Source organism: Streptomyces sp. NPDC048734 (assembly GCF_043198675.1).
GTDB lineage: Bacteria > Actinomycetota > Actinomycetes > Streptomycetales > Streptomycetaceae > Streptomyces.
In genome coordinates this window covers 55104-72880 of the sequence record NZ_JBICUZ010000021.1, presented here as the reverse complement: position 1 = coordinate 72880, position 17777 = coordinate 55104, and the positions used below count along the sequence as shown (strand labels likewise).

Annotated in this window: 11 protein-coding genes; 6 read left to right on the top strand and 5 right to left on the bottom strand. The window is 70.2% G+C overall.

Annotation, left to right across the window (positions count from 1 at the left end; genetic code table 11):
* The first annotated feature begins 10 nt into the window (after positions 1 to 10).
* Positions 11 to 865 (top strand): CDP-alcohol phosphatidyltransferase family protein, encoded by an 855-nt coding sequence (locus tag ACGFQC_RS33565; RefSeq protein WP_363088839.1) that lies wholly within the window; start codon positions 11 to 13, stop codon positions 863 to 865.
* Between the two features lie 113 nt (positions 866 to 978).
* On the opposite strand, the gene ACGFQC_RS33560 is transcribed toward ACGFQC_RS33565, so the two are convergent.
* Positions 979 to 1107, bottom strand: a complete 129-nt coding sequence (locus tag ACGFQC_RS33560) for a hypothetical protein (protein WP_363088838.1) — start codon at positions 1105 to 1107, stop codon at positions 979 to 981.
* Positions 1108 to 1386: 279 nt separating this feature from the next.
* Here ACGFQC_RS33560 and ACGFQC_RS33555 point away from each other — a divergent pair, with 279 nt between their 5' ends.
* Entirely contained in the window at positions 1387 to 8064 is a 6678-nt protein-coding gene (locus tag ACGFQC_RS33555) for a DUF3320 domain-containing protein (RefSeq protein WP_363088837.1), read from the top strand.
* Positions 8065 to 8167: 103 nt separating this feature from the next.
* Here ACGFQC_RS33555 and ACGFQC_RS33550 read toward each other — a convergent pair whose 3' ends face one another.
* The 3 genes from ACGFQC_RS33550 to ACGFQC_RS33540 all read right to left on the bottom strand — a co-directional run bounded on the left by ACGFQC_RS33550 (position 8168) and on the right by ACGFQC_RS33540 (position 12812).
* Complete coding sequence (locus tag ACGFQC_RS33550) at positions 8168 to 10372, bottom strand: DEAD/DEAH box helicase (RefSeq protein WP_363088836.1); 2205 nt, start codon at positions 10370 to 10372, stop codon at positions 8168 to 8170.
* A complete protein-coding gene (gene brxD / locus ACGFQC_RS33545) occupies positions 10372 to 11721 on the bottom strand; it encodes a BREX system ATP-binding protein BrxD (protein WP_363088835.1) in 1350 nt (449 codons plus the stop codon). Before brxD ends, ACGFQC_RS33550 begins: the two co-directional genes overlap by 1 nt.
* A gap of 77 nt (positions 11722 to 11798) precedes the next feature.
* Positions 11799 to 12812: an EcsC family protein gene (locus ACGFQC_RS33540; protein WP_363088834.1), complete on the bottom strand. Its 1014-nt coding sequence runs from the start codon at positions 12810 to 12812 to the stop codon at positions 11799 to 11801.
* A 370-nt stretch (positions 12813 to 13182) separates the two neighbouring features.
* Between ACGFQC_RS33540 and ACGFQC_RS33535 the strand changes: the two genes are divergently transcribed.
* Together ACGFQC_RS33535 and ACGFQC_RS33530 are read left to right on the top strand one after the other, a co-directional pair.
* Complete coding sequence (locus ACGFQC_RS33535) at positions 13183 to 15000, top strand: DUF262 domain-containing protein (RefSeq protein ID WP_363088833.1); 1818 nt, start codon at positions 13183 to 13185, stop codon at positions 14998 to 15000.
* Positions 14997 to 16040 (top strand): CBS domain-containing protein, encoded by a 1044-nt coding sequence (locus ACGFQC_RS33530; protein ID WP_363088832.1) that lies wholly within the window; start codon positions 14997 to 14999, stop codon positions 16038 to 16040. The genes ACGFQC_RS33535 and ACGFQC_RS33530 overlap by 4 nt, the downstream gene beginning before the upstream one ends.
* 28 nt (positions 16041 to 16068) lie before the next feature.
* On the opposite strand, the gene ACGFQC_RS33525 is transcribed toward ACGFQC_RS33530, so the two are convergent.
* Complete coding sequence (locus ACGFQC_RS33525) at positions 16069 to 16521, bottom strand: ATP-binding protein (protein ID WP_363088831.1); 453 nt, start codon at positions 16519 to 16521, stop codon at positions 16069 to 16071.
* A 176-nt stretch (positions 16522 to 16697) separates the two neighbouring features.
* Here ACGFQC_RS33525 and ACGFQC_RS33520 point away from each other — a divergent pair, with 176 nt between their 5' ends.
* The gene (locus tag ACGFQC_RS33520; protein ID WP_393289080.1) at positions 16698 to 17558 is read left to right on the top strand and encodes a Scr1 family TA system antitoxin-like transcriptional regulator; all 861 of its coding nucleotides are present in this window, start codon (positions 16698 to 16700) and stop codon (positions 17556 to 17558) included.
* The gene (locus tag ACGFQC_RS33515; protein ID WP_363088829.1) at positions 17555 to 17764 is read left to right on the top strand and encodes a DUF397 domain-containing protein; all 210 of its coding nucleotides are present in this window, start codon (positions 17555 to 17557) and stop codon (positions 17762 to 17764) included. The genes ACGFQC_RS33520 and ACGFQC_RS33515 overlap by 4 nt, the downstream gene beginning before the upstream one ends.
* The last annotated feature ends 13 nt before the right edge of the window (positions 17765 to 17777 follow it).

The window sequence follows — 17777 nt, the reverse complement described above, 5'->3', positions numbered from 1 at the left end:
AGGATGTGCGGTGGCCCTGAACAACACTTACGACGCGAGGCTGGTCCAGCAGGAGACCGCTGTGGGAGCGGGCGTGCAGATCCTGGTGCTGGCCCTGCTCGGCACGGCGATCGGCATGGGCCCCGCGGGCTGGGTGACCGGCCTCGTCTTCGCCGTGGCCACCTGGGCGGTGCTCTCCCGGGCACTGCACCGCTCGGGTCTGCGCACGTTCGGCCCGGCGAACCGGGTCACCCTGGGCCGGGCCACCCTGGTCGGCGGGGTGACGGCCCTGGTGGCGGACTCCTTCGTGAGCGCGCCCCCGGTGACCCTGCTGGTCGGCCTGACGGCCGTGGCCCTGCTGCTGGACGGCGTGGACGGCAAGGTGGCCCGGCGCACGGGAACCTCGACGGCCCTGGGCGCGCGCTTCGACATGGAGGTCGACGCGTTCCTGATCCTGGTGCTCAGCGTGTACGTCTCCATGGAGCTGGGCCCCTGGGTCCTCCTGATCGGCACCATGCGCTACGCCTTCGTCGCCGCGGCCCGCGTGGCCCCCTGGCTCAACGCTCCCCTCCCCCCGTCCTTCGCCCGCAAGACGGTCGCCGCGCTGCAGGGCGTCTGCCTGCTGGTCGCCGGCGCGGACCTGCTCCCGTACGCCGGCAACTTCGCGGTGGCACTGCTGGCCCTGGCCCTGCTGCTGTGGTCCTTCGGCCGGGACGTGGTGTGGCTGTGGCGGGAGTCGCGGGTGGGGGCGGCGGCGGAGACGGCAGCTGCGACAGGTGCGGGTATGGCCATGGGTGCAAAGGTGACGGGGACAGGGACGAGGCTGGCGCTGGGACCGGACCTGGAGCTGGAACTGGCCCTGGAACTGGGGCTGGCCGGACGGTAGTCCTGGGGTACGACGTCAAGGGGCCCGGTCCGCTGAGCGGATACGGGCCCTCGTCGCGTGCGGGGGCATTCGGCAGGGGTGGAGGGAGGGGAGGGCGGCGGGCGCCAGGCAACTCATTGCTCAACCACACCGTCGGCCGCGAGTTCGACGTCCCCCTCGTCCATCGCCCGCTGTCCGGCGGTCAGGACGCCTCCGCAGTGCGGGTGCCGGCCCGGCAGGTCGGTGATGCCCGTACGGGCCACCCCGACGCAGCCGAAGCGGAAGTGGAAGACACACAGGCAGCCGGTCTCAGGTGGATGACGGGCACCTGGGGAGGCGCGAACACCAGGTGCACTTCTGATTTCCGTGGCGTGACCATAGAATCCGTCCGTCCGTGGGGGGCGAGTGCGACAAGGCGAACATGTCGCGCGGAGGGGATCATTCGGAGAACGCCGGGCCTGCCCGCGTCACCGTGCCCCGGGAAGACGTCTGTCCTTCTCCCCTGTCGGATTCGAGTTGTACGACGTGAGAGCAGGGACAGTGTGACGATCATTCCGGGTGCATTCGGGGGCGGCAGCGACCTGGAACGTCTCAAGACGATCCTGGCAGGCTGGCGAACGTCGCTCGTGGACCTCAGCGGCCGCAACCGGTTGCTGAACTTCAGGCACCGCGCCTCGACGCTGGAACTGTCGGCGCCCTCGCCGCCGGAGCTGGTCAAACTGCTGGAGAAGCGCGCGCTGCGCTTCGCGCCGCTCCCGGACGAAGTGTCCCCGGAGGACGAGGAGCAGGAGTGCCCTCCTCCCGACGAGGACGACGTCGTCACGCAGAAGACCACGGCCCCCGCCCTGCAGAAGGCGCTTCGGTCCCTCCGCTCCAAGGCGTCCCAGGTGTTCAACGACTACGGCCTGTGGACTCTCCACCTGGGTGTCGGCATGCTGCACTGGCGTGAGGACGGAGCCGCCACCAGCAGCCAGGCTCCTCTGGTCCTCTTCCCGGTGGAAATCGTACGGACGCCCACCGGGCAGGTGCTCCTCCAGGCCAACGAGGACGAGGATCCGCAACTGAATCCCGCGCTGCCCATCAAGCTGGAGCAGTTCGGCATCGACTGGGCGTCCGTCGCGGAGACCGATTGCCGTGACGTGACCGCGGTAATTGAGGCCGTACGTAACGCCGTGTCCGGCAAGTCGCTGTGGGAGGTGGAGGAGCGGGCCGTCATGGCGCTCTTCGCCTCCCACAAGGAGGCCATGTACCGGGACCTGCTCGAGAACGAGGACCGGCTCCTCGCGAGCGACCTCGTGCGTGCGGTGGCGATCGGACCCGGAAGCGCCCTCGCCTCCGACCGTTTCGACTTCGAGGAGGTGCCGGCGGAGCGAGTCGACGAGCTGGCCCCTCCGGAGGACACTCCACTGGTCCTGGACGCGGACACCTCGCAGCGGCAGGCCGTCGCGGCTGCCGTGGCGGGACGGTCGTTCGTGCTCGACGGTCCTCCGGGTACCGGCAAGAGCCAGACCATCACCAACATCATCGCAGGGCTGATGCACGCCGGCCGCAGTGTGCTGTTTGTCAGTGAGAAGGCGGCGGCGCTGGACGTCGTGCTGCAGCGGCTGAAGTCGGTGGGTCTGGACTCCTACGCCTTCGCCCTGCACAGCCGCAACACCAGCCGCAAGGCCGTGGCCCAGGAGTTGGGCCGCGCGCTCTCCGAGCAGCCCCAGGCGACCGGGCTCCCCGACCAGGAGAAGGCTCAGGCGCGCCTCGACCGCGAGGCGCTGTCCGCGTACGCCGCCGCGATGAACGAGGTGCGCCGGCCTTTGGGCCGCACCCTGTACGACGTCATCGGCCAGGTGGGCCGTCTCGACGACGCCCCGGTCGCCTATCTCTCCGCTCCCGGTGACGGTTCGCCCCGGCGCTTCGATGCCTCCTCCCTGTCCGCGGCCGATCTGGACGGTGTGCTCAAGGCCGCCGACGCCGTCGGTGACTCCTGGCAGGCAGTGGCCGACCCGGGCTTTCCGTGGCGGGGACTGCGCACGGACCGGCCCCACCCCGGCCCCGCGCTGGAAGAGGCGCGCACGGCCCTGAACGGGCTCTTGTCCGCTCTCGACGGCTATGGAGCGCTCGCCCCGGAGGACGCGCAGTTCACAACGTCGGAACAGATCAACCGTCTTGTCCAGCTGCTCCGCCTCTTGGATGAACGACTGCCCGTGCCCGAGTGGTGGCTCACCGAAGCCGACATGGCGCACGTCGTGACCGATCCGGTCGAGTCCTTCCTCGACGCGCTGCGCCACGTGCGGCGTGCCCAGCAGACCGCACAGGATCTGGTGGGTGACCGCTGGCAGGAGATGTCACCACGTCTTCGCCCCGAGCCGCCGACGGCAGAGCAGGCTCTGGTCTCCCTCGAGCCGCGGGGTCTGGATCTGACCGGACTGACCGAGCGGCAGGCGGAAGACCTCAGCAGGGACCTCGGGAAGGCCGCCGACCTGCTGGGAAGCGCCACCTCCTCGGCACGCGAGCTCGCCCGGTCCCTGGGCGTCGACGAACCGCGCTCGCTGGCCGAGGCGACGAGCCTGTGTGATCTGGCGGACCTGTCCGGCGTCCCGCACCGCCCGCTGGAGGCGTGGCTCACTCCGGAGGGTTTCGCCGCCGCCCAGCAGGCGGCCCTCGATCTTGTGGCGACCGCGTTGAGGGAGTTCGAGGCCCGCCGTGACCACACGATCGCGGCACGGACCACGGCACGGGAGCAAGCGGGTCCGGGCTGGGCGGACATGCCCTCCCACCTGCCCCGAGAACCGGAGGCGGCGGAGGCCGCGCTCGGTTTTCTGGAGCCGTCCGGCGCCGACCTCACGGTCATCGGCCGGGACGAGGCCGGCTCGCTCGCCTCCCACTGGGGCGCCCTCGCCGACATGCTGGAGGGAACCGCGAAGTGCGCGGTGAGCGTGGCGGATCTGCTGGGTTGCGAACCATCCGACACTGCTTCCTCGACGCGGTCCGTGACCGATCTGGCCGCACTGGCCGGCCACGTCCACCGGGCTCCGGCCGCCTGGTTCGATCCGGCTGTGCTGCCCAGGGTGCGCCGGACCGTGGACGCGCTGCACCGCCTCATGGACGTCCTCGACCTGGCCCGTCGGGAAGCTCAGGGGGTGTTCGGTTCCGACACGCCCTGCACCGAGGGGCTGACCGACGCGGTGCGCCGCCTCTCGGAGAACGGCCGACGCTTCGGGGCGGTTTTGTCCTCCCAGGTTCGGGCCGACCGGAGACTTGTCGGCGGAGTCAGCACCGAGGGGTCCTGGAACAGCAGGCTGCAGGCGGAAATGGGCAAGGCAGCGGCCTGGCAGCAGGCGCACGGGGCTGTACGTGCCGCGGTGGCCGAACACGCTGAACTGCTCGCCGCATACGCAGGTGACGAGCTGCCCGATCTGGACGCGCTGGACGGCGCGCTGCGCCAGGCCGAGGACGCCCACCGGCTCGCCTCCGACGTGGTGGCCGACCCTGTCCGCCGCACCCGTCTGGCCACGCAGCTGGCCCACGGGTCCACTCCCGACCCCGCCCTGTCCGAGTGGGGCAAGCGACTGAAGGACGACCTGAGTACGTGGAGCTCGGCGCTACGGGAACCGCGGCTGCGTGAGCACAGCACGGACCTGGCCCCTTTCGGACCGGCGGCGGCCGCCGAATGGCTGCGCGCCCATGTGCCGGCGCTGGAGGACGCCGTACGGCTCATCGACACGGTCCAGTCCGTCGGCCGCCGGGAGTTTCCCGGGGCAACGGGCCATACCCTCGCCTCGGCGCGCGCGGCGGTCACCGCGGCGCACACGGCGCAGCGGGAGGATGCGGTGTTCACCGCCCGGGAGGCCCACGACCGGGAACTGCTGTGCACCTGGTACGCGAGTCTGGACACCCGTCTCGACGACCGCCCGGACACCGAGGGCGACACGACGGTGGAGGACGACCTGCTGCACAGGGCAGTGCGGCTGTCGTCCACCGGCAATGGATCCGGGGCGGAGTCCTCCGCTTTCGGGACTGCTGAACTCCTGGGCAAGTACGCGCCGGACGGCCGTCCCCGCACCGCCGCGCTGGCCGCGGCGCTCGCCGCCGCCGCCGACGCCCACCGGCTGGCCGGGCCGGTCCTGGCGGATCCTGTCCGGCGCAGCGCTCCCGTCCGTGCCCTCTGCGCCGAGCGACCCGCCCTTCCTGGACTGCTGGAGGCGGCCGCCCGCCTGCGGGCGGAGTGCACCGAATGGAAGGCCTTCACGCACTCCCCCGCCCTGACCACAGCCGCCCCCGGTCTGCGGGCCCGTTCCCTCCCCGAGGGAACGGCCTGGCTACGCGCCCACCTCGATCCCCTCGACGAAGCCGCTTCCCTGATCCACTCGGTGGCCCGTGCCACGGGTTCCCAGGACGGGGGTGCGGACTGGCTGTCCCTCGGCGGTGCCCGCTCCTCCGTGGCGGCCGTGGTGGCGGCCCGCGCGGCCGAGGAGGACTTCCTGAACGCCGAGGCGGAGCACCATCGTCTGCTCGGTGATCTGTACGAGGGGGTGCGCACCTCCCGGGAGACCGTCCACCGTGCCCTGGACTGGGCCCTCGGCGTCAGACGCACCGCTTCCGTCACCGGATCGGCTGCCTCTCTGGGACCCGAGGCCGCACGCCTGCTGCTGCACACGGCGCCCGACTCGTCGGTGGAGCGCCGCAACCGCGACTGGCTGGAGCGGGCGGAGGTCCTCATCGACCACTTCACACCGGTCCGGGCCGCGGAGATCCGTACCGAGCTGGAGGCGGGGTTCCCGTCCGCACGGACGCTCCTCGGCCGCATGTCCGACGATCCTTACGGCCCCGATGCCTGGCTCCGCTCCGCCGAGGCCCACGAGGTGCTGAGCCGTTACGGCCTGGCGGACCTGCCGGCACAGCTCGCGGACCGTGAGGTGCCGGCCTCCCTGTTCCCCGTGGCCGTGGAGCGCACCGTGCTGCGTGCCTGGGTGGAGCACCAGCTGGCGTCCGACAGCCGTCTCTCGGTGGTACGGGCCACCGACCGCGACCAGGTGGTGGAGCGCTACCGCCGACTGGACCGCGGCCTGGTGCAGGCCGCCCACGCGACGGTGATCGAGTCCTGCAACGCACGACGCCCCCGCCGGGCGACGACGGGCCAGGCAGCGATCTTGAGTCGTCAGGCGAAGCTGCAGCGACGGCACATGCCGGTGCGGCGGCTCCTGGACGAGACCAGGGACGTCGTACAGCGACTCAAGCCGTGCTTCATGATGAGTCCTCTGACGGTCAGTCAGTATCTGCCGTCCGATTTCCACTTCGACGTGGTGATCTTCGACGAAGCGTCCCAGGTCCTTCCGCAGGACGCCGTGAACGCCGTCTACCGCGGTGACGCCCTGATCGTTGCGGGTGACCCGCGGCAGCTCCCGCCCACGTCATTCTTCAGCGCCGGCGGCGACTCGGACGAGGACGACGAGTGGGACGAGGAGGTGCCCGACTCGTTCGAGTCCATTCTGGACGCCTGCAAGGCCAGCGGTGTGCTGCGCGAGCTGTCACTGCGCTGGCACTACCGCAGCCGCCACGAGAACCTGATCGCCTTCAGCAATCACGAGTTCTACGACAACTCCATGGTCGTGTTCCCGGGCGCGGTCACCGACAGCCACGACGTGGGCGTCGCGTTCCACAAGGCCGACGGCGTGTACGACCGCAGCAGCAAGCGCGACAACGTCCGCGAGGCCGAGCTGGTGGCCGGGCGGGTCATCCACCACTTCTCGACGCGGCCGCACCTGACCCTGGGCGTCGTCACACTCTCCAAGGCGCAGGCGGACGCCGTCGAGGACGCCGTCGCCGAGGCCCGCAAGTCCCGGCCCGACCTCGACGGTTACTTCACGGAGGACCGTCTGGGCGGCTTCTTCGTGAAGAACCTGGAGACGGTACAGGGCGACGAGCGCGACGTGATCATCCTGTCGGTCGGGTACGGCCCCGACTCACAGGGCAAGCTGCGTTCCTCCTTCGGTCCGATCAACCGTGAGGGCGGCTGGCGGCGATTGAACGTGGCCGTGACCCGGGCGCGGCACCGGGTGGAGGTCGTGGCGTCCTTCCACGGCACCGACCTGCCGGACAGCGCGAACAAAAGCGTCCAGCATCTCAAGCGCTACCTGGAGTACGCGGAGCGGGGTCCCGCGATCCTGGCCGCGGCCGCGCCCGACGCGGACGCCGCGCCGGAGAGCCCGTTCGAGGAGGACGTGCTCGACACACTGCGCGGCTGGGGCTACGACGTGCAGCCCCAGGTGGGTGTGGCGGGCTTCCGGATCGACATGGCAGTACGGCATCCAGGGGCCCCCGGCGCCTATGCGCTCGGCATCGAGTGCGACGGCGCGATGTACCACTCCTCCCGCGCGGCCCGCGACCGCGACCGGCTTCGGGAGGAGATCCTGCGGGGCCTGGGCTGGAACCTGCACCGGATCTGGGGCACGGACTGGTATCGCAACCGCAGGGACGCGCAGCGACGGTTGCGCGAGGCGGTCGAGGCAGCCTGCGCCGTCGACCCTCATGCACCGGTCGCGGAGCCGGTCACGGCCACGGTGCCCGAGCCGGTGACGCCGGGCGTGGCGATCGTCCCCGTCGAGGAATCAGACCGTTCCACGTGGAGCCGGCCGTACCGCGCCATGCGTCGCGAGGAGTTGTATGAATTGCGGCGTGTCCTGGGCATGCAGGCGGGGCTCGGCAGCATCGATCTCCGCGAGCCCGAGGCGCTCGGCCTGGTGGCGGAAGTTACTCGTCACATCATTTCGGTCGAGGGCCCCGTCGAGGAAGAAGTACTGATCGGCAGAGTGCGGGAAGCCTGGGACCTGGACCGAGCCGGGCAGATCGTGCAGGCCAGTGTGCGCAAGGCACTGACGCGACTGGGCAACAAGAAACTCGCGGTGAGAGTGGGAACCGCGTGGGACCTGCCGGACCGCGAGGTGACGACGGCCCGTACGCCGAGCGAGGACTTCGACCGCAAGAAGGTCTCGCACGTTCCCCCGGCCGAGCGGCAGCTGGCCCTGCTGGGGGTGCTGTCCGAGTCACCCGGGCTGCGCCGTGAGGAACTCGCCAGGGAGACAGCCCGGTTCTTCGGGTGGCTGCGACTTGGGGCGGACATCAGGGCTGCCTTCGGCAAGGACATCGAGGCACTGCTCGGCAGGAACGCGGTTGAAGAAGGACCGTCGGGACTGGTGCCGACGGAAGGGCTTGGCCAAGGTCACTGATCAGCGAGGGATGTCCGGCCGGACCTTTTGGCCGGACATCCCTCCGAGGGGGGCCGGTGGACCATCCCCTCGGTAGGGCATCATCCGGCGCACGGAAGCTCGGTCAACGACCGTGATGGAACCGCGCTGGTTCATGCAGAACCACACCGGCGCCCTCGAAGTCGGCCAGCCGGGCCGCGACCGTGGCGACGGCGAGGCGTTCCGGGAGGGCGGCGGAGAACTTCAAGCCGCGTACGGCCCGGTGGTCGACATCAGGCAGGACCAGGCTCTCGCCGACACTCTCGCGGGCCGCGCGCCACTCGGCCGGGGTGAGGTCTTCGCGCAGGCGCAGCCAGCAGTCGGTGGGGCGCTGCAGGGGGTCCGTGACCGACTGCAGGGTTGCCCCGAGGGTGGCGTTGGCGCGGTAGCCGGCCCAGGTCCACCAGCGCACGTCGTTGCCGACGCGCGTGATCAGTGTGCCGCCCGGGTGCACGGTGTCGGGTGCGTCGGTCTCGCGTTGTTCGGCCAGGCGCGCCTCGGCACGGCGGGTGAGCGACACGGGAGGGTCCTCACCGAGCAGGACCTCGCGCATGGCGCGGGTGAGGGCGTGGGACAGTCCGGCGATGCCGCCGTTCATCCACTTGGCGATGCCGCCGCCGTCGGCGGGTTCGACGAAGACGCGTTTGCGTGTCCAGTCGATGTAGGTGACCTGCCAGCTTCGTCCGCCGAGCAGCAGACGCCGCGGGCCGGGCCGTTCCTCGGTGAGCACGCTCGGGTCGGTGCGGCCGATCTCCGTGCGTCCGGACAGCACGGTGAACTGGGGCGGCGCGGTGAAGGACGCGGTGAGTTCGATGAAATGCCGCCTGCCGAAGCGGCGTTCGGCCTCGGGTCCGACGAACAGCATGCCGCCGTCGTCGTCGAGGAAGCCCTCTTCGGTGAGGTGGCGCAGGATGGGGGCGGCGGACCGGTCGAAGGGTGCGAGTCCGTTCCACTGCCGGTCCCACAACTGGTCGCCGAGCTTGTGCTGTTGCAGGGTGACGGCGAGGAGTTGCTGGGCGACGAGGTGGCGCGGCTCGGGCGGCGGGAGGACCGGTTCGACCCAGCCGCGCGACCAGAGCAGCAGCAGTCCGGCCGCCTGCAGCAGCGTGTCCTTGCGGGTGGTGAGGAACAGGCAGTTGCGTACGGTGCCGGAGCGCCGGCCGGTGCGGCCGATGCGTTGCAGGAAGGAGGCGACGGAGGCCGGTGAGTCGATCTGGACGACCCGGTCCAGGTCACCGACGTCGATGCCGAGTTCGAGGGTGGAGGTGGAGACGATGACGCAGTCGCGGGCCTCGGCGAAGGCCTGTTCGGAGCGGGTGCGTTCGTCGACGGAGAGGGAGGCGTGGGACAGGAAGACGGTCACCTCGCGCGCCCGGAGCGCGGCGCCCAGTTGTTCGACCTGGGCCCGCGAGTCGCAGAAGACGAGCCGTTTCTCTCCCCGGTGCAGGGCCGCGATGAGTTTGGCGGCGTTGTCCAGGGAGCCCACGTAGTCCAGCTCCACCTCGCCTGCGGGCCTGGGGAGTTGGTCGGCCGGGGCCTTGCCGTCGTGTCCGGCCGGGCCGGGGGCGGGCGGCAGTCGCACTCCGGGCGCGACGACCTGTCCGGTACGGTTTCCGGCGCCCGCACCCTGCAACCAGTGCAGCAACTGGTCGGGGTTGCCGACGGTCGCCGAGAGTCCGATCCGCTGAATGGGGCGGCCGGTGACCCGCTCCAGTCGTTCGAGCACGGCCAGCAGGTGCCAGCCCCGGTCGTCGCCCGCGAAGGCGTGCACCTCGTCGACGACGACGGCCCGTACGCCGCCCAGCAGCCGGGCGTGGTCGGTCTTGACGCCGATCAGCATCGCCTCGAGCGACTCGGGCGTGGTGAGGAGGACGTCCGGCGCCTCGGTGCGGATGCGCTGCCGCTGGGACTCCTTGGTGTCGCCGTGCCAGAGCGCGGCACGGCGGCCCAGCCACTGGGCGTACGTGTCGACGCGGCCGACGAGGTTGTTGAGGAGCGCCTTGAGCGGGCACAGGTACAGCACCGAGGTGCCGGTCCACTTCTGCTCGGTCATGGCCGACAGCAGGGGGAAGCAGGCCGCCTCGGTCTTGCCGCCCGCCGTGGGCGCCAGCAGTACGGCGTCCTCGCCGCCCATGAGCGGCGTGATCGCCGCCCGTTGGAGGGGACGCAGGTCGGGCCAGCCGAGGGTGTTGACGATGTGGTGCAGGACGACGGGGTCGAGCCGGTCCAGCACGTCGACCGGGCCGTCGCCGTTCGCGGTGTCGCCGACCGGGTTGCCGTCCTGCGCCATCACAGCTCCAGGTCGAAGTCGTCGGCCGAGGCGGGACCGCCGGCGACGGAGGCGGCCAGGTTCCTCTCCACGTCGGTGAGTTCGCTGCTCGCGACCGTCAGCCGGTAGTGCTGCCGGGGATCGAAGTCGTCGAACTGGTCCACCCGGTCCAGGACGTCACCGACGAGCTTCTTCAGGAACAAACGCGGTGCCACCCCGACCTTCCCGCCCAGTGCCCCGCCGACGGCCCGCGCGAGGTCGGCGACGTAGGCGTCGTCGACAACCGTCTTCACGCGCTCGGGGGCCTCGGCGGCGTCCGCGTACAGGTCGCGGATGGTGATGCCGAGGCCGACCAGGGACTCCTGGCTGAAGCCGGGTAGCCGGATCTGCACGGCGCGGGGGTTGTCGAAGCGCGGGTCGGTGGTGAAGTCGGTGGCGAGCCGCTGGGCGAGCGGGGCGAGGCGCTGAACGCCCTGCTGACCGTCGTAGAAGGCCGGCGTGCCGGTGATCACCAGGTACAGGCCGGGGAAGCGCCCCGAGTGGACCTCGTCGATGAGCTGCCGCAGCGCGTTGAGCGCCTTGTCGCGGGCGTCCGACCGGACTCGCTGCAGGGTCTCCACCTCGTCGAGGACGACGACGAGACCAGTGTGCCCGGAGTCGCGGAGCACGGTGAGCAGGCCCTGCAGAAAGCCGAGCGCGCCGAAGTGGTCGAGGTCGCCGCGCACCCCTGCGGACCGGCGTGCGGCGGCGGCCACGTGCGGCTGGCCGCCCAGCCAGGCGAGCACGGCGGCGGCGGTGGCCTCGTCTCCCTCGGCGAGTGCCGTCCGGTAGCCGCGCAGCGCGGTGGCGAAGGACGGCGCGTGCCGGGACACCTCGGCAAGCCGGGCGACGAGGAGCTTCTCCACCTCTCCCGGCAGTTCCTCCTCGGTCGCGCCGGCCGCGAGGGCGTCCTCCTCCAACGCGTAGAACCAGGCGTCCACGACCGGCCGCAGCGCGCTGGGCGGGAAACTGGGCGTCGTGAGCCGTTCGGTGAGCCGCCGGTAGACGGTCTCCAGCTTGTGCAGCGGGGTCTCGTTCTCCGAGATCTGGATCTCGGCCACGGCGAAGTTGCGCCGCTTGGCCCGCTCCCCTAGCCACCGGGTGAAGAACGTCTTGCCGGACCCGTACTCACCGCGCACCGCCTTGAACACGGAGCCTCCGGAGGCGACCGCGTCCAGTTCCGCGTCGAGTGCCGTCTCGAACCGGCCCAGCCCGGTGGCGAGCAGGTCCAGTCCGCTCTCGGGCACGGCGCCACGGCGCAGGGCGTCGATGACGGTACGGCGGCGGGCGGCGCTGACCTGGGCGGGGCGCTTTGATCCGGTGGTGCTCACGGGGACCAGTGTTTCATCTCTGCGCGTGCCAAGACCTTCACGAAGGTGCATGATGTCCGGTTCATAGCCATATAAGGTCACGTGGCGTCGGTCGGGAATTCGTCGTCCCGGTCGGTCGCCAGTGAGGCCGGCAGCGGCAGCCCGTACTTGTCGCACAGGAATCGGGTCTGGCAGTACCGCTGGGCGTCGGCGGCAACCCTGCCGAGGATCGCGGAGTTCATGCCGGCACCGATGAGGACGCCCACGAACGGCACGACCTTGGCGACGTTCTTGACAGGCACCCTGGAGCCGGCCGGGCCCAGCTGTTTCATCAACTTCTCAAGGGCGGCGAGGAGACGGTGGTCGTTGCGGAGCTTCTGTGACCAGTTCACGCGCCCCTTGACCGCGTTCGCCGCCCGTGCGGTCTCGTGCAACGGCTTGGCTTTGGCCGCCTGCGCCATGAAGGACCGCTGCACCAGGCGTTGGATGAAGTCCTGCTCCTCGGGGTCCTTGGCGTCGTAGCCGTAGGAGTACGCGATGCGCGTCGCTATCGACGTGCTCAGGACCTGGACGACCAGGATGTCCGCCGTCATCGCGGCGGGGATACCGGCGACGGGGACCATGGCCAGCAGGCCCATGGCGCCGCCTTCGAACGCGCCGGTGGTTCGCCACTTGAGGGTGTTGCGGGTCAGCAGCCGGTCGCAGACCTTCAGGTCCTGCTGTCGCAGTTCGGTGAAACTGTCGATGTCGAAGCCTCGCTTGCGGGCGAGTTCCTCGACGCTCTTCGGGTCGTTGAGGTCCATGGCCCAGTCGTTGACCAGCTCGAGCAACGCTGCCGCGCCTGCGAGCGCCGGTCGCATGGCCGTGTCGGCGACCGCGTCGCCCGCGCGGCGGATCGGTTCCGCGACCGCCTCCGGCACAGAGTCCGTCACCCGTCTCATGGCGTTTCCCGCGACCTCACCGGTGCGGCCGAGGGCGGTGCTCGCCCAGTTCGGCAGACCACGGCGGTTGTTGCGGCGCTGCCAGTGCTCGTTGAGTGTGTCCCACACCTGCCCCTCGTACTCACTCATCGGGGTTGCACCGTCGACGAGCGGGTCGGCGTAAGTGCTCATTGAGGTTCTCCATTTCGACGGTGATTGCCGGGTCCACGATGCCTACCGGCCGAGACGTGGATGAAGCCGCGGTGCGGGGTCCATGTCCGAGGCCGACCGCACCGGCCACCTGCGGGTCACGCCGGTCACCCCACACCGATCCGCATGATCTAGGAACTCGGACGCATCGCGCAGCAAAACGGCCACATGCGCCGGGAGTATGTCCACTCGGACGACGAGGCAGAGCGGGATGAGCCGGCCGACGCCGCCCGCGTCGGCAGTTGGACGGTGCTCGCGCTGATCTCGTTCTTCTGTGAACAAGTTGACGGTCACCGCAGAGCGCTGCTGGAATCACTCTCCGTACGCGCGGCAGAGGTGAGAAGAGAGATACATGGCGGCACTGGACAATCTGAAGCTCAGGGACGTACTCGCGGATGTCGCCTCGGGGGCGTTACAACTGCCCGACTTCCAGCGGAACTGGAAGTGGGACGACGACCGGATCAGGGCGATCATCGCGACGGTGACGCTGGACTACCCGCTCGGTGTGGTGATGACGCTGCAGACCGGCGGCGCCACCCGCTTCCGCTCTCGCACGCTCACCGGGGCCCGCCCCGAGGGCGATCCGAAGGCGGACCTCCTGCTGCTGGACGGGCAGCAGCGCCTCACCTCCCTCTTCCAGGCGCTGTGGCTGGACGCCCCGGTGGAGACGTCGGACTCCCGCGGCAAGCCCATCGAGCGCTGGTACTACGTCGACATCGAGAAGGCCGTCGGGCCGTCCGCCGACCGAGACGAGGCGATCCTGTCCGTCCCGGCGGACAAGGTGCTGCGCACCGACTTCAACCGCACGGTGGTCCTGGATCTGCGGACCGAGGAGGCCGAGTGCGCGGCGGGCCTCTTCCCGCTGCACCTCGTCTTCGACGCCCAGCGCGTCAACCAGTGGAAGAAGGGCTACATCAAGGCGGACGAGGAGCGGAACTGGGACCGCTGGGGCGAGTTCGACGACCTGGTCCTCCAGCAGGTCCGCGCCTTCCAGGTCCCGATGATCCGGCTGGCCGCCTCCACCTCCATGGACGCCGTCTGCGCGGTGTTCGAGCGCGTCAACACCGGTGGCGTTCCCCTGAACGTCTTCGAATTGCTCACCGCCACCTACGCCGGCGACCCCGAGTACGTGGAACGCACCGGCGACTACTACCAGCTTCCCGAGGTGTGGCGGGAGACCAAGCAGGCGCTGGCGTCGAAGTACCCGGTCTTCGGCCGGCTGGAGAGCGGCCTGGAGAACGGCCTGAGCAGCATCGACTTCCTGCAGGCCATCGCCCTGGTACGCACCTGGGAGCGCAAGGAGGCGGGCGTCGGGGCCGCGGTGTCCTGCAAGCGGCGCGACCTGCTGGACCTCCCGCTGGCCGACTTCGTCCGCCTCGCGCCCCAACTCGCCGACGCCTTCGCCTGGGTGGGCGACTTCCTGGAACGGCAGTGCATCGTCCGCTCCAACGATCTTCCGTACAAGACGCAGCTCGTCCCGCTCGCGGCCGTCCGCGCCATCCTCGGCGACGAGACGGAAGGGCTGGGTCCGGAGGAGAAGATCGAGCAGTGGTACTGGTGCGGGGTGCTGGGTGAGATGTACGGCGGCTCGACCGAGACGCGCTTCACCCGGGACGTCGAGCAGCTCGTCGGCTGGATCCGGCAGGAGGACCGCGCGCCCGACACGGTCACGGACGCCTACTTCCTCGCCGAGCGGCTCGACACCCTCACCACCCGCAACAGCGCCGCCTACAAGGGGATCTACGCCCTGCTGATCAAGCAGGGCGCGGTCGACTGGCACTACACGGACGCCCCGCTCAGCCCGGGCCGACTCGACGAGTACAGCGTGGACGTCCGGCAGGTCTTCCCCAAGGCCTGGTTCCGCCGGGGCAACAGCCAGGGTCTGCCGACGAGCTCGATCGTGAACAAGACCCCGCTGTCCTACCGTGCCACGATGGACATGATGGGGGCGCCGTCGTCCTACCTCTCCACCCTGATCGCGGCCTCCGACATGCGCCCCGAGTGGTTCGACGACGTGGTGGCCACCCACCTGATCGATCCGGAGACGCTGCGCGAGAGCGACTACAAGCGCTTCTACACCGACCGCTCCCGGCAGTTGCTGGACCTGGTGCAGTCCGCCATGGGCAAGCGCACCATGCTCCGTGACCTCGCGGAGGGCGACGCCCGATGACCACCAGGCCCAGCGAGAAGGACCTCGCAGCGCTCAAGGGCAGCACCGTGCCCGTGCAGGAGATCCTCGACCTGTTCCAGGTACGGGTCCGCGACCATCGCACGGTGCACCTGATCTCGCAGGCGCTGGCGGACTCGGGACTGACGACCCTGCCGGACTTCGCGGTCTGCGGACTGCGCAGCAGTGTCGACGTGGTCCCCATAGCCTCCATCCCCGCACAGACGGGCCCCGTCGAGAGCGACGCCGGGGAAGACGCGGACGAGGCCCTTCCCTCGCTTCCCCAGCGGCTGCTCCTCGGCGACATCCCGGCGGCCAGGCGGGGCGTGCGCGGCGTCACCCTCGGCAACTCCCTGGCACACGCGACCTTCCTGATGCGTACCGAGGGTTTCTCCCAGGTGCCGGTGACCACCGGCATGGCGCAGATCCACGGCGTGGTCACCTGGGGATCGGTGGCCAGGATGTACGAGGCGGGCAAGGCCGCCACGCTGGAGAACGCCATGGAGAAGGACTCCCTGCCGGTCGCGGACGCGCGCCAGGAGCTCTTCGCGGCCCTCCCGGTGGTCAAGGAGCACGGCTACCTGCTCGTGCGCGGCGACGACGGCTGCCTGTCGGGCATCGTCACCGCCGCGGACGTCACGGAGCGCTTCGAGGGGTCGGCGCGGCCCTTCTTCATCGTCGGGGAGATCGAGTCCCTGCTGCGCCGCTGTCTGGGCGCGGCCCTGGACGAGGAGGCCGTGAAAGCGGTCCAGACGAACAAGAAGCCCGAACAGCGCACCGGGCAGGTGTCGGACCTGATGTTCGGCGACTACCTGAGGCTCCTGGACGGCGACCAGACGAAGCAGTCGCTCGCCGACCGCGCCGATCTCAACTGGGAGGCCCTGAAGTGGCCGAACATGCCTCGGGAGCAGTTCATCGGCCGTCTGAAGCGGGTGAAGGACATCCGTAACCGGATCGCCCACTTCGACGAGAAGCCGCTCCCGGCGAAGACGGTCGAGGAGCTGACCGCGTTCGCCGGGCTGCTGCGGGCGTTCGTCTCCTGATCGCGCGGTGCCCGCCGGACCGTCCGGCTCACGAGGGATGCGTGATCTCCGCCCACACGGTCTTCGTGTGGGCGTCTCGCATGTGGCAGCCCCACGTGTCGGCGTACGCGGCGACGAGGAGCAGGCCCCGGCCCGTCTCCGCCTCCAGCGCGTCGGGGCCGATGGGCCGGGCCGCCGTCTTCGGGAAGCGTTCCGGGCGGGTGTCCGCGACCTCGATGCGGACACCGTCCGGGAGCCGTGCGAGCGACAGCAGGAAGTCCCGGCCGGGCAGCCGGCCGTGCGTGATCGCGTTCGCCGCCAGTTCCGCCGTGACGGCCACGGCGGCGTGCGAGGCCTCCGAGTCGTACGGGATTCCCCAGGCCGCGAGCCGCTCGGCGGTGAGGCGGCGGGCGAGCCGGGCACCGCGTCTGGTGCTGCTGAGGCGGACGGTGAACTGCTCGGTACGGGCGGAGGGTTCGGGGGCGGTGTCGGCCAGTCTCATGCGGTGACCGTCTCGTCACGGATGGTGCCCCTGCCAGGTCTGAGGGTGGTAGCCGGTCACGGGTACGGCTCCGGTACGGGTTTGTACGGCCGTTGTACGGGTCCGCATCGCGCATCGGCTGGACCGAGCCGTCGTTGAGCAGGTCGCACCAGGACTGTGACAGATCAGGGGGCGACATGGGCAGGGCAGCGGAGCGCACGTGCCGGACCGCGGGCGGACGCAAGCCGGAGAAGGAGCGGCCGGCCGTGTGGAGCGTCTACGGCAAGCTGCTGCGCCTGTTCCGCGAGCGGGCGGGGCTGACGCAGCAGGGGCTCGCGGACGCGATCGGGTACTCGGTGGAGCAGGTGGCTTCGGTGGAGCAGGGGCGGCGCGCAGCGAAGCTCGTCCTCACAGAGGCCGCAGAACGGGTGCTGGGTGCAGGCGGTGCTCTACGGGTTCTTCAGGACGATGTGGACCAGGCGAAACTGCCCGCGTTCTTCCAAGACTTCGCCTCCATCGAGGTCGAGGCGGTCAGCCGTCTCTCTTACGACCCGCTGCTCGTTCCTGGACTCCTGCAGACTGAGGCCTACGCCCGAGCCCTCTTCACTGCTCACTGCCCGGCGCTGGAAGAGGAGGTGATCGACCTGCACACCGAGGCCCGTCTTCATCGCCAGCAGTTGCTCACTCGGACGCCCATCGTCGAGTTGTCGTTCATCATCGGCGAGGTGGCACTCACCAACCCCATCGGTGGTGACGAGGTGATGGCCGAACAGCTTGTGCACCTGGTGGACAGTACAAAGCTACGCAACGTGACCATCCAGGTCATGCCTGCCGCATACGGCTTCCACCCCGGTCTCAACGGCGGCTTCGTCGTGCTGGAGACAGCAGAGCACCGTCAGGTCGGCTACGTGGAGTCCCAGGAAGTGGGGACCGTGGTCACCGATCCCATCCAAGTCAGCGCCTTCAGTTCCAGGTATGGCAAGCTGCGCTCGCAGGCGTTGAACCCCGAGGAATCCGTACGCTTCCTCGGGGGACTGGCAGGGGAGACCACAGCATGAACGTTGATACTCACGCCGGGTACGGCGAAGGCCAGCTCCGTTGGCGCAAGAGCAGCTACAGCGGCTCGGGGGGCGGCGACTGCGTAGAGGTCGCCACCACGCCCGCCACCGTCCACGTCCGGGACTCCAAGAAGCCCCAGGCTGCCTCACTCACCTTCTCCGCGGAGCGGTGGGCCGCGTTCGCCGCCTACGCCGGGCAGGCGTAGGCGGCGAACCGCC

What these genes read in the sequence shown, in the direction of transcription:
- ACGFQC_RS33550 (WP_363088836.1), bottom strand. Translation starts at nt 10,372, where the DNA reads ATGGCGCAGGACGGCAACCCGGTCGGCGACACCGCGAACGGCGACGGC.
- ACGFQC_RS33540 (WP_363088834.1), bottom strand. Translation starts at nt 12,812, where the DNA reads ATGAGCACTTACGCCGACCCGCTCGTCGACGGTGCAACCCCGATGAGT.
- ACGFQC_RS33535 (WP_363088833.1), top strand. Translation starts at nt 13,183, where the DNA reads ATGGCGGCACTGGACAATCTGAAGCTCAGGGACGTACTCGCGGATGTC.
- ACGFQC_RS33530 (WP_363088832.1), top strand. Translation starts at nt 14,997, where the DNA reads ATGACCACCAGGCCCAGCGAGAAGGACCTCGCAGCGCTCAAGGGCAGC.
- ACGFQC_RS33525 (WP_363088831.1), bottom strand. Translation starts at nt 16,521, where the DNA reads ATGAGACTGGCCGACACCGCCCCCGAACCCTCCGCCCGTACCGAGCAG.
- ACGFQC_RS33520 (WP_393289080.1), top strand. Translation starts at nt 16,698, where the DNA reads ATGGGCAGGGCAGCGGAGCGCACGTGCCGGACCGCGGGCGGACGCAAG.
- ACGFQC_RS33515 (WP_363088829.1), top strand. Translation starts at nt 17,555, where the DNA reads ATGAACGTTGATACTCACGCCGGGTACGGCGAAGGCCAGCTCCGTTGG.